The 15,633-nt window shown below is 70.0% G+C and carries 16 protein-coding genes; 7 read left to right on the forward strand and 9 right to left on the reverse strand.

All coding sequences use genetic code 11. The annotated features are described in order from the left end of the window. Positions 1-116 precede the first annotated feature (116 nt). The 4 genes from LDL49_RS14175 to LDL49_RS14190 form a co-directional block, all read right to left on the reverse strand. A complete protein-coding gene (locus tag LDL49_RS14175) occupies positions 117-1,775 on the reverse strand; it encodes a hypothetical protein (protein ID WP_225291491.1) in 1,659 nt (552 codons plus the stop codon). Then, entirely contained in the window at positions 1,768-3,549 is a 1,782-nt protein-coding gene (locus LDL49_RS14180) for an HSP90 family protein (protein WP_225291492.1), read from the reverse strand. Before LDL49_RS14180 ends, LDL49_RS14175 begins: the two co-directional genes overlap by 8 nt. An 83-nt stretch (positions 3,550-3,632) precedes the next feature. Then, positions 3,633-4,214, reverse strand: a complete 582-nt coding sequence (locus LDL49_RS14185; RefSeq protein ID WP_225291493.1) for an HAD family hydrolase — start codon at positions 4,212-4,214, stop codon at positions 3,633-3,635. After that, complete coding sequence (locus LDL49_RS14190) at positions 4,211-5,029, reverse strand: hypothetical protein (protein ID WP_225291494.1); 819 nt, start codon at positions 5,027-5,029, stop codon at positions 4,211-4,213. Before LDL49_RS14190 ends, LDL49_RS14185 begins: the two co-directional genes overlap by 4 nt. Before the next feature lie 160 nt (positions 5,030-5,189). Between LDL49_RS14190 and LDL49_RS14195 the strand changes: the two genes are divergently transcribed. Beyond that, positions 5,190-5,468 carry a helix-turn-helix domain-containing protein gene (locus tag LDL49_RS14195; protein WP_225291495.1) on the forward strand — a complete coding sequence of 93 codons (279 nt, stop codon included), beginning with the start codon at positions 5,190-5,192 and terminating at the stop codon, positions 5,466-5,468. A 17-nt stretch (positions 5,469-5,485) separates the two neighbouring features. Here LDL49_RS14195 and LDL49_RS14200 read toward each other — a convergent pair whose 3' ends face one another. Then, a complete protein-coding gene (locus LDL49_RS14200; protein ID WP_225291496.1) occupies positions 5,486-6,295 on the reverse strand; it encodes a hypothetical protein in 810 nt (269 codons plus the stop codon). 132 nt (positions 6,296-6,427) lie between these two features. On the opposite strand from LDL49_RS14200, the gene arfB reads away from it, so the two are divergent. Beyond that, the gene (gene arfB / locus LDL49_RS14205) at positions 6,428-6,835 is read left to right on the forward strand and encodes an alternative ribosome rescue aminoacyl-tRNA hydrolase ArfB (protein WP_225291497.1); all 408 of its coding nucleotides are present in this window, start codon (positions 6,428-6,430) and stop codon (positions 6,833-6,835) included. A gap of 14 nt (positions 6,836-6,849) precedes the next feature. Here the strand turns inward: arfB and LDL49_RS14210 are convergent, their stop codons facing one another. Next, on the reverse strand, positions 6,850-7,413 hold the full coding sequence (locus LDL49_RS14210; RefSeq protein WP_225291498.1) for an NADPH-dependent FMN reductase: 564 nt from the start codon (positions 7,411-7,413) through the stop codon (positions 6,850-6,852). 117 nt (positions 7,414-7,530) lie between these two features. Between LDL49_RS14210 and LDL49_RS14215 the strand changes: the two genes are divergently transcribed. Beyond that, complete coding sequence (locus LDL49_RS14215; protein ID WP_225291499.1) at positions 7,531-8,523, forward strand: aldo/keto reductase; 993 nt, start codon at positions 7,531-7,533, stop codon at positions 8,521-8,523. A 24-nt stretch (positions 8,524-8,547) separates the two neighbouring features. On the opposite strand, the gene LDL49_RS14220 is transcribed toward LDL49_RS14215, so the two are convergent. Further along, positions 8,548-9,474 (reverse strand): acyl-ACP desaturase, encoded by a 927-nt coding sequence (locus LDL49_RS14220; protein WP_225291500.1) that lies wholly within the window; start codon positions 9,472-9,474, stop codon positions 8,548-8,550. Between the two features lie 77 nt (positions 9,475-9,551). On the opposite strand from LDL49_RS14220, the gene LDL49_RS14225 reads away from it, so the two are divergent. Further along, positions 9,552-10,019: an NUDIX domain-containing protein gene (locus LDL49_RS14225; protein ID WP_225291501.1), complete on the forward strand. Its 468-nt coding sequence runs from the start codon at positions 9,552-9,554 to the stop codon at positions 10,017-10,019. Here the strand turns inward: LDL49_RS14225 and LDL49_RS14230 are convergent. Together LDL49_RS14230 and LDL49_RS14235 are read right to left on the reverse strand one after the other, a co-directional pair. Further along, positions 9,982-10,605: a DinB family protein gene (locus tag LDL49_RS14230; protein WP_225291502.1), complete on the reverse strand. Its 624-nt coding sequence runs from the start codon at positions 10,603-10,605 to the stop codon at positions 9,982-9,984. The genes LDL49_RS14225 and LDL49_RS14230 overlap by 38 nt on opposite strands. A gap of 42 nt (positions 10,606-10,647) precedes the next feature. Next, positions 10,648-11,436 carry an HAD-IIA family hydrolase gene (locus tag LDL49_RS14235; protein WP_225291503.1) on the reverse strand — a complete coding sequence of 263 codons (789 nt, stop codon included), beginning with the start codon at positions 11,434-11,436 and terminating at the stop codon, positions 10,648-10,650. Positions 11,437-11,489: 53 nt separating this feature from the next. Between LDL49_RS14235 and LDL49_RS14240 the strand changes: the two genes are divergently transcribed. The 3 genes from LDL49_RS14240 to LDL49_RS14250 all read left to right on the forward strand — a co-directional run bounded on the left by LDL49_RS14240 (position 11,490) and on the right by LDL49_RS14250 (position 15,631). Then, the gene (locus LDL49_RS14240; RefSeq protein WP_225291504.1) at positions 11,490-12,680 is read left to right on the forward strand and encodes a M20 metallopeptidase family protein; all 1,191 of its coding nucleotides are present in this window, start codon (positions 11,490-11,492) and stop codon (positions 12,678-12,680) included. A 15-nt stretch (positions 12,681-12,695) separates the two neighbouring features. Then, complete coding sequence (locus LDL49_RS14245; protein WP_225291505.1) at positions 12,696-13,658, forward strand: zinc-dependent alcohol dehydrogenase family protein; 963 nt, start codon at positions 12,696-12,698, stop codon at positions 13,656-13,658. 149 nt (positions 13,659-13,807) lie between these two features. Further along, positions 13,808-15,631 carry an ABC transporter substrate-binding protein gene (locus LDL49_RS14250; RefSeq protein WP_225291506.1) on the forward strand — a complete coding sequence of 608 codons (1,824 nt, stop codon included), beginning with the start codon at positions 13,808-13,810 and terminating at the stop codon, positions 15,629-15,631. Positions 15,632-15,633: the final 2 nt, after the last annotated feature.

A 15,633-nucleotide genomic window follows, 5' to 3' on the forward strand; every position in this document is an offset into this window, starting at 1 on the left:
GCAACGGCCGTCGGCCTCCTGGGTCCAGTCTGCAAGTCCGGGATCGATGCCGGGGGTGGTGATGCCGAAGAGGTTGGTGTTGCGGAGTAAGAGAGCCGTGACGGAGACGAACAGCGTCAGCCCTCCTGCTCCGTCTCTTCCCGCAGTCCTTCCAGAAGCTCGCGGGCTCGCACGGCGGCTATCTGATCGTCGAGGGCCAGATAGGTGTCGAGGGCTTCTTGGCAGCGTTCGGCCGCGGCCTCGTAGCACTTGGCCCACTCGAGGGCGACGGCCTCGTCGTAGCCGAGCCCGGCCAGCTCCCAGGCCGCCTCCCGCCGCTGCCCCGCGTCCGGCTGTCCCATGTCCGACGCCGCGGTCAGGGCTGCTCTGGCTTGGGCGTACGCCTCGCTGATCTCGGCGAGATCGTCGCTGGCGAAGTAGACGCACTTCGCGCGCAGCCTCATGGCGCAGCCTGCGGCGAGGAGCTCGCCGGCGTCCCGGTAGAGGTCGGCCGCCGCCGCGTACGCCTGTGCCGCCCCGACGTCCAGATCGAGGTCGGCCAGCTCCTTGGCCGCCTCCATGGCCGCGGCCGGGTCGCCCGCCTCGCGCAGGGCGGCCAGCCCGGCTTCGTGTTCGCCCAGCTCGAACAGCGCGCGGACCGCCGTACGGCTGTCGGTGTCGATCCGTCCGTCCGGCTCGCCGCGGCGGGCGGGTGAGACGAATGGGAGGTGGGCGACCAGCGGCTCGGCCGCCAGCGTGGCCGCCAGGCGACGCGTGTGGACGTCGTCGCCGTTTCGGACGTCGAAGCGGGCCGCGATCTCCCGCGCCCCGGCCGCCAGTTCCTCGTGCAGCTCCGGCATCGGCACGTCGCGGCCGGCCCGCCGTACGGTGAGCCCGTCGTGGCCCGTCTCCATCAGGCGGCGCAGCACCAGCGCGGCGCCCGTCATGAACGAGCGGGCCTGCGCCGGCGACGGCGGCCGCTCCAGCAGCGGCAGCTCTCGCTCCAGGATCTCCAACCCGCGCGTCTCGTTCCCGGTCAGCGCGCAGAATTCCAGGTGGTCGCCGATGTCGTCCAGATATCCGATCTGTCCCTGCACAATCCGGTACGCCCGGCGGTGCGCCTCCGCGGCCTCGTCCAGGTGCCCGGTCTTGAGGTACGGCGTGAGCAGGGTGCACAGGACGCTCTGCGGCTGCACTCCGCAGGAGAACTCGCCCGCGACGACGGGCCCGCCGACGGCCACGGCCTCCTCGTACCGGCCCAGCGACGCCAGCGCGTACGCCCTGCCGCCGAGGTCGCAGGCGCGGCAGTCGGACAGGTCGTCGCGCGGCGTGGTCTCCCAGCGGTGCAGCCACTCCTCGACGGCCGGTTCGTCGCCGAGGTGGAGCGCGACGCGGCAGCGCTGCGCGTACACGGCCTGGGGCGCCCCGGCCTCGCGGTAGCGCCGCTCCATGTCGTCCAGGGCGTCGAGCGTCCGCCGCAGCGGGATCTCCGGGAACCTGCGCATGTCGCTCATGATCCACTTGAACTGCCAGAGCACCCTGCGCGCCTGCCACTCGGTGAACCGACCGGGCTCGGCGTCGTAGGCGGCCACGGTCCGGGAGAAGGTGGCGAACGACTTCGCGGGCTCACCGCCGTACTGGTAGGCCTGGGTGAGCGCGAGCCGCGCCGCGATCGCCGGCTCCGGCTCGCGCAGCGCCTCGGCCTCGCGCAGCGCCCGCTCGGCCAGCACGGTCCTGGCCTCCCCGTACGGCAGGCGCGCCGCCTCCGCCAGCAGCGTCTCGACCTGGTCAGTCATGCGTGCCCCCTTGCACGGCCCAGTCGAGCAGGCCCAGGAACGAGCGGTTGAGCGCCGCGGTGTCGGCGGGCCGCAGCGGATGGTGCCCATGGAGCAGCGCCATGCCGTACAGCGCCTCGACGGCGGTGGCGGCCAGCGTCAGGTCCGGCAGCCCGGTGACGCGGCGGACCAGCGGGTTGCGGTGATTGAGCACCAGCCTGGGCCGGTCCACCGCCAGCGTGCGCTCCATCGCGCCGAGCACGTCGGCCCAGAGCTCGTCGCCCACGTCGCGGGCCTCGCGCAGCTCGGCGTGGTGCTGGGCCGCGCGGCTGGTCAGGTAGAGGGCGGGCAGCGAGGCCGGGTCGAAGTCGCGCAGCACCACCTCGCAACCGAGCGGGTCGAGCACCCGCCCGGCGGCACCGAGGAAGGGGCGGGCGCGCAGTTCCGCCTCGGGGTCCGGCGGGCTCAGGTGGGTGGCCAGCTCGGCGGGGTCGAGGCGGGCCAGCCGGGCGTCCGGGTCGATGCGGGTGAGGCGGGGCAGGATCTCGCCGTCGTAAACATAGCCGCCGTTGACCAGGCCGACGCCCTGCGCGCCGGAAACGGCCGCGAGCTGGCGGAACTCGTCGACGCTGGTGGTGTAGCGGCCGTTCGGGTGCCTCGTCCTGAACTGGGCGAGCGTCATCCGCCCGGCGCTGGTCTCATACTCCAGCCATTGATCGACCAGCCTCAGCATCTCGTCGTCGTGCAGGGCCAGGGCCTTGACACCCAGGTGGTGCAGACCCAGGAAGGCGCGCAGGCCGTCGGGGTCGGTCTCGGCCAGCCGGACCAGCCAGGCACGCAGTTGGCGGCCGAGCTCCAGGCGGGTGTGTTCGAGGAGGTCGTCCTCGTAGAGCGCCTCGCGGCTGGCGGTGGGCCGCAGTTCGGCCGCGTCGACGACGCCGCGGGCGAAGAACGCCCAGTCGGGCAGCAGGCCGTCGGCGCTCTCGGTGAGGAGCATGCGCTTGAGGTAGACGCGGTGGCCGCCGCGGACGGCCGGGTTCGCCGGAGTGGGCAGGATGTAGGCCACGCCGGTGAGCCCGGCTTCGGGGACGTGGAGGTCGACGACGTCGAGCGGAGTGAACCCGAACAGCTCCGCGCCATGCTTTTGCAGGAAATTCCGTCTTATAGCGGGGGATGCGTGCTTTGCCAGCCAGGGCGGGGCGCCGATGGTGGTGCGGCGGCCGTTCACGGTGACGTCGATCGGCAGGAGCGAGCCGTACAGCTCCGCCAGCTCGGTGATCGTCCGCTCCGTCACCCACTCGGCGGCGTCCGGCCGCGCCACGAGGGTGACCGTGGTGCCCGGCTCGTCCCGCTCCTCCCCCGCCGGCGCCACCTCGTAGCGGCCGTCGGAGCGTCCGGTCCAGAGCACGGTCGGGCCGCCCCTCGCCGACCTGGTACGCACGCTGATCTCATCGGCCACCAGGAAGCCGGACAGCAGGCCGATGCCGAACTGGCCGAGGAACTCGTGCCGGGCGAAGCCCAGCTCGTCGCGCTTGGAGGAGCGGCCGATGGTGGCCAGGAGCACGTGGACCTCGTCCTCGGTGAGGCCGATGCCGGTGTCGTGCACGCTGAGCCGCCCATCGGCCACCTCGATGGTCACGATGGCGGGCGCCTCCGGGTCGACCGCCCGGCGGGCGGTGATCGCGTCGGCCGCGTTCTGGAGGAGCTCGCGAACGTACACGCGGGGGCTCGAGTACAGATGGCGGCTGAGCAGGTCGACCACACCGCGCAGATCGACGTTAAAGGCGCTTTCCATTTGAGACACCATAAATCACATAAGAGATAATCCGCCGCTCGATTAACACGCCTCACACCTTGAACGCCTCACACCTGAACGCCTTACCCCTTGAGCGCCTCCCGCAGCGCCTCGGCGGAGGTGAAGCGCACGCCCGTCATGCCCGCGCGCTCGGCCCCGGCCACGTTCTCCGCCCGGTCGTCGATGAACACGATCTCGGCCGGGTCGGCGCCGAGGTCGGCCGCCATCCGGTCGAAGATCTCCCGGTCCGGCTTCACCAGGCCTATCCTGCCGCTGTAGAAGCGGTGCTTGATGTTCGCGATCCAGGGCAGGCCGTCCAGGCCGTCGGCCAGGCAGGCGGGCGCGTTGGACAGCAGGGCCACGTTGCCGCCGTCGTCCAGGAGATCGTTCAGGATGGCGACCGTCCCCTCGTCCGGGTAGGCCCAGCTGGCCACGTCCATCGCGACCAGCCGGGCGATCTCGGCGATGGCGGCCGGCCGGCCGAGCACCGCCGACCAGTAGGCGGCCGGAGACAGTGCCGCCCGGTCGAACTCCAGGCGGTGCTCCCAGTAGCCCCGCTTGAACGCCTCGGGATCGGCGTTCACCGCCTGGGCCATCTCGTCGGCGTCGGACTCGGACTGGGGCAGGGACAGCACGTTGCCGTAGTCGAACACAATCCACGTCATGGCAGGAATGGTCGCAGATGCGGGTCGAGCGCCGGGCAACCCAGGTATTTCTCGGCGGTGTGAAAATCGATCCAGTCGAGATTGACGAGCTCCTCCACGTCCACGCCGGTGAAGCTGCCGCACAGATCGGGTGGGATGGCCGCGATGTCGTCCTTGTCGGCGATGTTCACCCAGCGCTTGACGCCGGCGGGCCGGCAGCCGAGGCCGTTGATCGGTGCGGGCAGGAGGCGCTCGAAGATCACGTTGCGCATGCCCAGCGGGCTGCCGAGGGTGATGAGCAGCTCCACCTCGAGGTCGGGGTTGGCCCAGAGCGTCTCGTAGGCCACCACGCTGCCCAGCGAATGGGCGATCACCACCCGGGGGCTGTGCTTCCTGATCGTGTCGCGGACGGCCTCCTGGCACCTCTCGCGCCGGGCCGGGTCGGTCAGGTAGGCGGCCACCTCCGGCGCGAACAGCGACGCGAACGCCGCCGACCGGCTGTCGAGCCGGGCCAGCAGCCACCCGGTGAACAGCTTGAGCGCTCCGGTGAAGCGCTCCCCCAGACCCATGTTCCTGGCCCAGCCGACGAGCACCTGCTGGGCGGAGCCCTTCATACCGGCGAACGCCTGCGGGCCCTCCTCGGGCCGGCGGTCGTGCAGCAGGTGGGAGAAGTAGGCCACCTCGCTGAAGTACGCCCGGCTCTCTCCCCCGAGCGCCGCCTGCAGGTAGCGGTCCCACTTGAGGCGCATCGCCTCCGCCGCCCCCGTCGCGGAGTTGCCCGCCGCCACGTAGTAGTTGTACTTGCCGATCCCGTGCACGCCGACGATGCCCGCCACAGCGCCCTCCCAGTTTCCCCGTGATTCCCAGGGATCGTGACACACCTCACTTGCAAATCGTTTGCCGGTTTAGTCTTGCCTAAAGGTTTAGGTAGAGCTAAAGTGAAGTCACCAGGAACCGACCGCTGAGAGCGAGACCGAGATGGCCTTTCGCCGGAGCATGCCTGACGAGGTGAGCCCGGGCGGTCTCGCCCAGGACGCCGTCGACGAGATCACGTGGTATATGCGTGAGCACAAGGTCTCGCGGGCCGATCTGGCCGCCTCGATGGGTGTGTCGCCGGGCAGGGTGAGCCAGATCCTGTCGGGGGACGAGAATCTCACGCTCCGCACTCTCGACTCCGTCGTCAAGGCGCTAGGGGCCCGCATCGAGTTCACGCTGAGCGAGGCCGAGGAGGAGTCCATCCTGCTCGTCGAGGAGACTCGCGGCTCTCATAGGTGAGACGTGAGCGGCGCGTCTCATGGGTGGGGCCTGAGCGTCGTGGCGATTCGCGACCGCGTCGGCGGCACGAACCTGGGCAGCGACCGATATCCGCTCCGATAGGCCGAGGCCAGCAGCCGCAGCACGTCGTTCTCGGCGTCGTGCCGCAGGATGCCGTGTAACCGGGTCAGATCATTGATATAGCGCTCATACCTGGCCAGCCGCGTGTGCCGGGAGCCGCGCAGCGCGGTGATCACCTTGGAGCGCGACGCCCCGTCCTCGACCAGCGCGGCCACGTCCAGCCGCCGCTCGATCGCGTCGAGCCTGGCGTGCACCCGCTCCTTCCTGCGCTCCTCCGGCGAGAGCCGCTCGCCGATGCGCTCGTGATAGCGGTTGGCGGCCAGGCTCAGCTCGTACACGCTCCACGAGTCGTCGACCCGCTTCTCGCACCAGACCCGCTGGTCCTCGGCCATCGCCTGGTCGAGCTTGGCCAGCAGCGACACCAGCCAGAACGTCGCCGCCTCCTTGGCCAGCGAGCGCCGGTCATCCTCGCGGGAGCGCACCTGGCTCAGCCACAGGCCGCCCGGCGCGACCGCGCCCAGCACCGTGGACAGGTAGTTGTTCAGCAGCTCACCGCCCACCAGCGCCACAGCCGAGGAGACCAGCCCGGTCAGCAGGATGATGACGACCGCCAGCCACCAGCCGCCGGGCCCGAACGGCCGGCCCTTGCCCTGGCAGCGGAGCAGCAGGAATCCAGTGGCGGAGGCGATGGCCAGGGGCACCGTCACAGCTATCTGCGTCGCCGACACGTGCACCAGGGCTATCTGCACCGCCGTCACGTGCACCACGGAATCGGCCTCCCCCACAGATCGTTGATTCCATAGTCGCAGCGGCGTCAGCGATTGAAAATCCCATTGCTTCCGGCATATGTAGCTCAGATACGGTGACATTCAACGTCGAAGGAACAGGAGCACCCCGCCATGCCCGGCCCGCTGGTCGTCAACGACTCGGTCGTCATCCCGGACGCCGAGCTCGTCTGGCGTTTCTCCCGCTCGTCAGGCCCGGGCGGCCAGGGCGTCAACACCACGGACAGCCGGGTCGAGCTCGTCTTCGACGTGTCCGCCACCACGGCGCTGCCGCCGGAGCTCAAGGCCCGTGCCCTCGATCGGCTCGGCTCCCCTACGATCACCATCGCCGCGTCTGAATACCGCTCCCAGCTGCGCAACCGCGAGGCCGCCGAACAGCGCCTGGCCCAGCGCATCCGCGAGGCCATCGCGCCTCCGCCCAAGCGCCGCCGCGCCACCAAGCCCAGCCGGGGCTCGGTCGAGCGTCGCATCGCCACCAAGAAGCTCCGCTCCGACGTCAAGCGCCTGCGCCGCAGCCCCTGACCCATGAGCCGGGATTATGCCGAAGGTCCTGCCAGGACGAGCCGGGGCGTGAACACGGGCCGCGTCCTGTGCGGTACGGGGCAGAGCTGGCCGACCACCTCCCGTACCTGGTCGCGCAGGTAGAGCGCCGTCAGACGGCCCTGGTCGTCGAAGTGCGGGCAGGTGGGCGAGAGGACCAGCTCGGTGCCCATCACGACCGCGCCCGCGCCGGTGAGCTCCTTGAACAGCTCGGCCTGCGCCCACATGGCGCCGCAGGCGCGCACGCTGGCGCTCATCACGGCAACGTGCTTGCCCGCCAGGCGCCCGCCGCTCGACATCCAGCGCAGCGCGTGACCCAGCTCGGCCGGCAGCAGGCTGTGCTCGGGGGCGGTGAGCAGCACCGCGTCGGACTCGTCCAGCTTGCGGAGCAGGCCCCCGACCTGCTCCGGCACGGGACCGAGGGAGTGGGGCGGAACCGTGCCGAGCCCCCGCCAGCACTCCAGGCGTGCTCCCCGGGGCAGCTCACCCTCCATCGCCTCCAGCAGCCTGGTGATGAACGATCCCGCGTGGAGGCTCGCGGCGATCCCGAAGATTCTCACCCTTCACTCCCAGGGATGTTGATGTGTGGCCCGTAGTCGGGAACCTTCCCGATGTCGGGGATGTCCAAGACCATCTCCGGGTCAAGAGGGGGCACGGGCTTACCGGATGATGGACCCATGGACTACGTACGCGTGGGAACGTCGGGGCTGAAGGTGTCGCGGATCGGCCTGGGCATGATGAGCTACGGCGACCCGGCGCACTCGCCCTGGTTCCTGCCCGAGGAGGCCGCCGAGCCGATCGTGCGCCGGGCGGTGGAGGGCGGGGTGACCTTCTTCGACACCGCCGACATGTACTCCGGCGGCGTCAGCGAGGAGATCACCGGCAGCCTGCTGCGCCGGCTCTTCGACCGTCGCGACGACTACGTGCTGGCGACCAAGGTCGGTTACCCCATGGGCGAGGGGATCAACGATCGCGGGTTGTCGCGCAAGCACATCCTGGACTCGATCGACGCGTCACTGCGGCGGCTGGGCACCGACCACGTGGATCTCTACCAGATCCACCGCTGGGACGACGAGACGCCCGTCGAGGAGACCATGCGGGCCCTGGATGACGTGGTCAGGGCGGGCAAGGCCCGCTATATCGGGGCTTCCCTCATGTACGGCTGGCAGCTGGCCAAGGCGCAGCACGTGGCGAAGGCGGCAGGGTTGACCCGGTTCGTATCGATGCAGACCCGCTACAACCTCGCCTACCGGGAGGAGGAGCGCGAGGTGCTCCCCTACTGTGCCGACCAGGGGCTGGGCGTGCTGCCCTACAGTCCGCTCGCCCGGGGCCTGCTGGCCGGCCGGGAAGGGCGGGCCACCGCCAGGGCGGCCCACGAGGACCGGGCGCCCGAGAACGACGGCGTCGTGGCGGCTCTGCGGGCCGTCGCCGGGGAGCGCGGCGTGCCGCCCGCGCGGGTGGCCCTGGCCTGGCTGCTCGGCGAGAAGCCCGGCGACGGCACGGCGGGCGGGCGTGCGGCGAGCGCCGTCGCCGCGCCGATCGTGGGGGCGACGCGCCCCGGCCACCTCGACGACGCGCTCGCCGCCGTGGACCTCGTCCTCACCCCTGACGAGGTCGCCCGCCTGGAGGCCCCTTACCGCCCGCGCGAACCGTTCGGCTACGGCTGGTGATCGGCAAACGGCCCGGAGGCTCGATCAGCGCATGGCGGCGCGAGCCTTGCGCTCGGCCCGGCGCTCGACGAACCTGGCCGCCGTCGTCTCGGTCTTGGCCAGGAACTCGGCCAGCTCCTCCCGGGCCTGCTCCCCACTCGCGTCGAGGCCGGTCTTGTCGAACACCGCCCACTGCTTCAGCACCGGCATGAGCACGTCGTCGAGGTGCAGGCGCAGGTCGTAGATGCCCTCGTGGGCGATGATCATCGCCTTGCGGGTGAAGCCCTCGATGCTGGAGCCGGGCATCTGGAAGGTCTTCACGACGTCGGTCACGGCGCGCATGGTCTGGTTGGGGTCCAGCTCGAAGGCGGCCTTGAGCAGGTTGCGGTAGAAGAGCATGTGCAGGTTCTCGTCGGCGGCGATCCTGGCCAGCAGCCGCTCGCAGCCCTCGTCGCCGGAGGCCCGGCCGGTGTTGCGGTGCGCGATGCGGGTGGCCAGCTCCTGGAAGGAGACGTAGGCGAGCTGCTCCAGCATGGTGCCGTACTCGGTGATGAAGCCCGACTCCATGTGCGTCATGCGGGCGCGCTCCAGCGCGACCGGGTCGACCGCGCGCGTCACCGTGAGGTAGTCGCGGATCGCGACGCCGTGCCGGCCCTCCTCGGCGGTCCAGCGGTGCACCCAGGTGCCCCAGGCGCCGTCCCGGCCGAACGTGGTGGCGATCTCGTGGTGGTAGCTGGGCAGGTTGTCCTCGGTGAGGAGGTTGACGATGAGCGAGATCCGGGCGGCCTCGGGCAGCTTCGAGTCGCTGTCCTGCCAAGCCTCGCCGCCATAGACGCCGTCGAAGTCGCGGCCTTCGCTCCACGGAATGTACTCGTGCGGGAACCACTCTTTCGCCATCGAGTTGTGGCGGTCCAGCTCCCCGGCGACCACGGGCTCCAGCTCGTGCAGAAGTTGCGTCTGCGTCATCGCCATCAAGATCGTCTCCCTGTAGGTTACGGTACCGTAAGTTAGGCTACCCCAAGGTCATAGCGGCCAAATAGGGTGGTCGTATGCGACCGAGCGTCCGTGGTGTCCTTCTTGATCATGACGAGCGATTGGTGATCTTCCGCCGGACGGTGCCGGGGCGCCAGGTCTACTGGTCCGTACCCGGCGGCCACGTCGAGCCTCAGGACGCGACCCTGGAGCACACGCTGCACAGGGAACTGCTGGAGGAGCTGGGCGCGACGGTCTCGGGCGTGACCCCGCTGACCACGGTCACCTATCCGTGGCAGGGCGAGGTCAAGACTCAGCACGTATATGGCTGCCGTCTCATCGACATGGACCCGGCCCTGCGGCACGGGCCCGAGTTCGAGGACCCGTCGCGCGGCGTCTACGAGGTCGTACGGCTGCCGCTGCGGAAGACGGAGATCACCTCGCGGCACGTCGTCCCCGAGGCCGTGGCCGCCTACCTGTCGCGCAACATCAGCGCGCTGCCGCGCCTCATCGGCGGTCCTCGATCTCCCACAGATGGTCGATGACGTGCCAGGCCGTGCGCCGCACGGCGTAGGCGGGCGGCCAGCCGGTGGTCTGCGGCGGCTGCCAGGGGCGTGACAGCACCTCGGCCAGCTCCTCGCGCATGGCGTCGCGGTCCGCCGGGTTCTTGTAGGGCTTGTACCGTACGTCCACCTTCCGGGCGTAGGAGCGCTCCGCCTCCACGACGTGCGCCACGACCTTCGACAGGTCGCGCCCGCCGCCCCGCGGGCCCTTGCGCAGGTCCTCCGGCGACTCGGCGGCGACCTCGTCGAACAGCTCCCAGGCGGCGCGCAGCAGCGCCACCCGGCGGCGCGCGGTCTCGGCGTCGATCGGCTCCTGGTCGAGCTCGGGGATCGCGAACGGCGCGCCGAAGTCGGTCATCTCGCTGCCCGGCTCGCGGGCGACCACCACGGGATCGCCCGGCTCGAACGGCAGCCCGGCCCGCTCGGCGATCGGCCGGTAGCGGGGCGCGTAGTCCACGAGCAGGTCGATGGCCGCCTCCTCACCCTTGGCCACGCGGCACCAGCCGGGCCACTCCAGCGAGCAGGCGAAGACCTTCTTGGGGCCGACCTCCAGGTAGATATGCGTCATACGGGGCACCTTGCCAGGCTTACCTGCCACCAAGTGTCAGGATCAGATCAGATCTATGAGGTCCGCCACCGAGTCGACGACCAGCGACGGCCGGAACGGGAAGCGGTCGATCTGCTCTCGCTGGGTGACGCCGGTGAGCACCAGGATCGTGTAGAGCCCGGCCTCCATCCCGCACACGATGTCGGTGTCCATCCGGTCGCCGATCATCGCGGTGGTCTCGCTGTGGGCCTCGATCTCGTTGAGCGCGCTGCGCATCATCCGCGGGTTGGGCTTGCCGACGAAGTAGGGCTCGACGTCGGTGGCCTTGGTGATCATCGCGGCGACCGCGCCGCAGGCGGGCAGTGAGCCCTCGGTGGACGGGCCGACCGGGTCCGGGTTCGTGGCGATGAAGCGGGCGCCGCCCTCGATGAGGCGGATCGCCCGGGTGATCTGGGTGAAGCTGTAGGTACGCGTCTCGCCGAGCACCACGTAGTCAGGGTCGAGGTCGGTCAGCACGTACCCGACCTCGTGCAGCGCGGTGGTCAGCCCGGCCTCGCCGATCACGTAGGCGGAGCCGCCCGGCCGCTGGTCGTCGAGGAACTGGGCGGTGGCCAGCGCCGAGGTCCAGATCGACTCGGCGGGCACCTCCAGACCGGCGTTCGCCAGACGCACCGACAGGTCCCGCTGGGTGTAGATGGAGTTGTTCGTCAGCACCCGGAATTTCTTGCCGGACTCGCTGAGCCGCTTGATGAACACATCCGCACCCGGGACGGGCCTGCCCTCGTGTACGAGGACGCCGTCCATGTCGGAAAGCCAGGAGTTGATCCGCTTACGCTGAGTCACGCGGCCCATCGTACAGAGTGTCCCTTATCGACTTCCCGACCAGCACATGAAGAATGTTGTTCATGTCGTTCACTGAATCCGCGCGCGACCTGCGGGACGAGCTCGTCCGGCTGCGTCGGTCACTGCACACCACTCCTGAGATCGGCCTCGCGCTGCCGCGCACCCAGGAGAAGGTCCTCGCCGCGCTCGACGGGCTGCCCCTGGAGATCACCACCGGCAAGGCGCTCAGCTCGATCACCGCCGTGCTCAGGGGCGGCCGGCCGGGCCCGGCGGTGCTGCTGCGCGGCGACATGGACGCGCTGCCGGTCACCGAGCGCAATGATCTGCCCTACCGCTCGCAGATCGACGGGCAGATGCACGCGTGCGGCCACGACCTGCACACCACCATGCTCGCCGGCGCCGCGCACCTGCTCAGCGCGCGGCGCGCGGAGCTGGCCGGGGACGTCATCTTCATGTTCCAGCCGGGTGAGGAGGGCCACGAGGGCGCCAAGCACATGATCGAGGAGGGCGTGCTCGACGCGGCGGGCGCGCGGCCCGTCGCCGCGTACGGGATGCACGTCGTCTCGTCGATGCTGCCCCCGGGCCTGTTCGCCTCCCGGCCCGGACCGCTCATGGCCGCGGCCGACGTGTTCGAGGTGACGGTGAAGGGGCGCGGCGGGCACGGCTCCAGCCCGCACCGGGCGCTCGACCCCATCCAGGCGGGCTGCGAGATGGTGACATCGCTGCAGGCGATGGTGACCAGGACGTTCGACGTGTTCGACCCCGTCGTGGTCACGGTCGGTTCCTTCCACGGGGGCACGGCCGACAACGTGATCCCGGACGAGGCGCGCTTCGAGGCGACAGTGCGCACGTTCTCGCCGGGCAACCGGACGCTGGTGAAGCGGCGGCTGGTGGAGGTGGTCGAGGGCGTCGCGGCCGCGCACGGGCTGTCGGTCGAGACGTCGTTCGGCATGGGCTACCCGGTCACCGTGAACGATCCCACCGAGACGGATTTCGTCTCCAGGACCGCCGACGAGCTGTTCGGGCCCGGGCGCTACTTCGTCTCGCCGCAGCCGGTGATGGGCTCGGAGGACTTCTCGTACGTGCTGGAGGCCGTCCCGGGGGCGTTCGTCTTCCTGGGAGCCTGCCCGCCCGACCGGGACCCGGCCACCGCGCCGTACAACCACTCCCCCGAGGCGCAGTTCGACGACTCCGTGCTGCCGGACGGCGCCGCCCTGTACGCCTCCCTGGCGCTGTCCCGGCTGGCGTCGTGAGCTGAGGGGGCCTCGATGAAGGCGTGGATTCCGGATCCGGACCGGCTGCTGGTCCTGGTGGACAAGCCCATGCCGGAGCCGGGTGTCGGAGAGGTGCTGGTCCAGGTCGAGGCCTGCGGTGTGTGCCGGACCGACCTGCACCTGGTCGAAGGTGATCTGCCGCCCCGGCACCCCGCGATCTCGCCCGGCCACCAGGTGGTCGGGCGCGTGGTCAGCGGGGACGGGGACGTCGGGCAGCGGGTCGGGGTCGCCTGGCTCCGGTGGACCTGCGGCGCCTGCCGGTTCTGCCTGGACGGTAAAGAAAATCTTTGCCTTTCGTCGGCCCACACCGGGTGGGATGCCGACGGCGGTTACGCGGAGTATCTGACCGTGCCCGCCGCCTACGTCTACGCCCTGCCCGAAGGGCCGCCCGCCGAGAAGCTGGCGCCCTTGCTGTGCGCCGGGATCGTGGGCTATCGGGCGTTGCTCCGCTGCGACCTGCCGGAGGGCGGCCGGCTCGGGGTCTACGGGTTCGGCGCGTCCGCCCACCTGACCGCGCAGGCGGCGATCGCCCAAGGGGCCGTCGTCCACGTGGTCACCAGGTCCCGCGCCGCCAGGGGGCTGGCCCTGGAGCTGGGCGCCGCCTCCGCCGGAGACCGGCCGCCCGAGCCGCTGGACTCGGCCCTCCTGTTCGCGCCCGTGGGCGATCTGGTGCCCGTGGCGCTGGCGGCGCTCGACCGGGGCGGCACGCTCGCCGTGGCCGGGATCCACCTCACCGACATCCCCCCGCTGAACTACGAGCGCCACCTCTTCCAGGAACGAACACTACGGAGCGTGACCGCCAACACCCGGGCCGATGGACGGGCCTATCTGGACCTGGCACTCGGGCGTCCGCCGCACGTGACGACGACCCGCTATCCCTTCGACAGGGCCGCTTCCGCGCTCCGCGATCTGGCAGATGGGCAGGTCAACGGGGCTGCGGTGCTTATGCTGGGCTGATGGCGCCGAGCGCCATCGACATGGGGCATGAAGGAAAGTTACATTAGCCTCACAACATCTGGAGATTATTGACGTGACCTGTGCGTGACCGTAGGGTCCGGCTAATCCCACGCGATCCTCAGCAGGTCCGACACTCCCCGGAGCGGTACATGAAGCGACTAGCAGCGGTAGTAGCGTTGCTGGGCCTGGCCACTGCCACAGCGTGCAGCAGTGGCTCCACCAACAAGTCCAGCTCGGGCGGTGGTGGCGGGCTCTTCACCACGATCGACGTCAACCGGCCCGGCCTCGACGCCTCGGCCCCGGCCAACCCGTACAACCCCAAGGGCAACTCGTTCTCAGGCTTCAACGCGATGAGAATCGCGTGGGTCAAGAACCACCTGACGGACCCGAACCAGGCTCTGCCCGGCATCGCGGCGAGCTGGGAGATCGCGCCGGACAACTCCGCGATCACGCTGAAGCTCCAGCCGAACGCCAAGTGGTCCGACGGCAAGCCGGTCACCGCCGAGGACGTCAAGATGTCCATCGGCATCGCCTACACGCAGGGGAGCACGGCCTTCTCGGTCACCCCGGGCGCGGCGGGCGCCGCCGCCGAGGTCACAGTCGTCGACAACCAGACCTTGAAGATCACGCAGGACATGGCCAGCCCCAGTCCGAAGTTCGCCCGCGGCGTGCTCGACACGGCCGTCCTGCCCGCCCACGTGTGGAGCAGCGTCCTTCCCGCGGACTTCTGGGACAAGCTCAAGACCGCCCGAGGCGACGGCGCGGAGGCCGAGAAGGCCCGTACGGAGATCACCGCCATCGGCCAGAAGGTGATCGCCTTCGCCCCGCCCAAGGACGTCTCCGCCGGCCCGTTCGTCCTGGAGCGGGTCAACCCCGGAGAAGCCCTGCTGGTCAAGAACAAGAACTTCTACAACGCCGCCAAGGTGGCTCCGGCGCAGGTGAAGTTCCTCAACTACACCGGCAACGAGCAGATCTGGAACTACCTCACCGCCGGCAAGCTCGACCAGTCCGGATTCGTCGCCGCTCCCACGGACGTGATGAACCGGATCAAGCAGGGTCCGGGCAACGAGGTCATCAAGGGCTACTCGCCGGTCGCCGTGAGCATGGCCTTCAACCAGTCCAAGAAGCCCTATGACAACGTGCACGTGCGCAGGGGCCTGGCCTACCTCATCGACCGCGACCAGGTCACCAAGGTCGCCTCGCCCGAGGGCGGCACGCCGGCCGTCACGACCAGCGGCATCCACCAGAAGGCCGCGCAGGCCTGGATCCCCGACACGCTTCCGAAGCTCGACCCGTACAAGCCCGACGCGGCCAAGGCCGAGGCGGAGTTCAAGTCGGCCGGGCTGACGAAGAAGGACGGCAAGTGGACGCTGGCCGACGGCAAGCCGTGGAAGGTGTCCATGCACGCGCCGGCCGGCTTCTCCGACTGGCTGTCGGCGCAGGAGAACATCAAGAGCCAGCTGATCAAGGCCGGCATCGACGCGGAGATCCAGACCAGCCCCGACTACCCCGTCTACCTCGAGGAGCTGGCGGCGGGCAAGTATGACGTGGGCTTCTGGCTCATGGCGCTCGGCCCGGCGCCGTACGACATCTTCCAGCGCCTCTACGGCGCCTCCAACGGCTGGACCAACGTCGCGGGCAAGATCGAGCACTCCCCGGCGGGCAAGAACGGCAACTGGATGGGCGGCCCCGAACAGATCGAGGTCGACGGCGCCAAGATCGACCCGGGTGAGCTGACCGGCAAGCTGAACTCGGCCAACGAGGAGGCCGCCAAGCCGATCATGGCGCAGCTGGCGAAGGCGGCCAACCAGGACCTGCCGGTCATCCAGCTCTGGGACTACGTCAACAACCAGTTCGTCAACAACAGCCGATTCACCGGCTGGCCCCACGACGACGAGATCCTTCGTCTCGGCACCGGCGTCCTCGCCTCCGGTGTGTGGATCCAGCTCGGCATGGTCAAGTCGAAGCAGTAACT

Origin of the sequence: Nonomuraea aurantiaca (assembly GCF_020215705.1) — a bacterium.
Lineage (GTDB): Bacteria > Actinomycetota > Actinomycetes > Streptosporangiales > Streptosporangiaceae > Nonomuraea > Nonomuraea aurantiaca.

Excerpts from the sequence above, each read along its gene's own strand:
- LDL49_RS14175 (WP_225291491.1), bottom strand. The coding sequence starts at position 1,775 with ATGACTGACCAGGTCGAGACGCTGCTGGCGGAGGCGGCGCGCCTGCCG.
- LDL49_RS14180 (WP_225291492.1), bottom strand. The coding sequence starts at position 3,549 with ATGGAAAGCGCCTTTAACGTCGATCTGCGCGGTGTGGTCGACCTGCTC.
- LDL49_RS14185 (WP_225291493.1), bottom strand. The coding sequence starts at position 4,214 with ATGACGTGGATTGTGTTCGACTACGGCAACGTGCTGTCCCTGCCCCAG.
- LDL49_RS14195 (WP_225291495.1), top strand. The coding sequence starts at position 5,190 with ATGCCTGACGAGGTGAGCCCGGGCGGTCTCGCCCAGGACGCCGTCGAC.
- arfB (WP_225291497.1), top strand. The coding sequence starts at position 6,428 with ATGCCCGGCCCGCTGGTCGTCAACGACTCGGTCGTCATCCCGGACGCC.
- LDL49_RS14215 (WP_225291499.1), top strand. The coding sequence starts at position 7,531 with ATGGACTACGTACGCGTGGGAACGTCGGGGCTGAAGGTGTCGCGGATC.
- LDL49_RS14220 (WP_225291500.1), bottom strand. The coding sequence starts at position 9,474 with ATGGCGATGACGCAGACGCAACTTCTGCACGAGCTGGAGCCCGTGGTC.
- LDL49_RS14225 (WP_225291501.1), top strand. The coding sequence starts at position 9,552 with ATGCGACCGAGCGTCCGTGGTGTCCTTCTTGATCATGACGAGCGATTG.
- LDL49_RS14230 (WP_225291502.1), bottom strand. The coding sequence starts at position 10,605 with ATGACGCATATCTACCTGGAGGTCGGCCCCAAGAAGGTCTTCGCCTGC.
- LDL49_RS14235 (WP_225291503.1), bottom strand. The coding sequence starts at position 11,436 with ATGGGCCGCGTGACTCAGCGTAAGCGGATCAACTCCTGGCTTTCCGAC.
- LDL49_RS14240 (WP_225291504.1), top strand. The coding sequence starts at position 11,490 with ATGTCGTTCACTGAATCCGCGCGCGACCTGCGGGACGAGCTCGTCCGG.
- LDL49_RS14245 (WP_225291505.1), top strand. The coding sequence starts at position 12,696 with ATGAAGGCGTGGATTCCGGATCCGGACCGGCTGCTGGTCCTGGTGGAC.
- LDL49_RS14250 (WP_225291506.1), top strand. The coding sequence starts at position 13,808 with ATGAAGCGACTAGCAGCGGTAGTAGCGTTGCTGGGCCTGGCCACTGCC.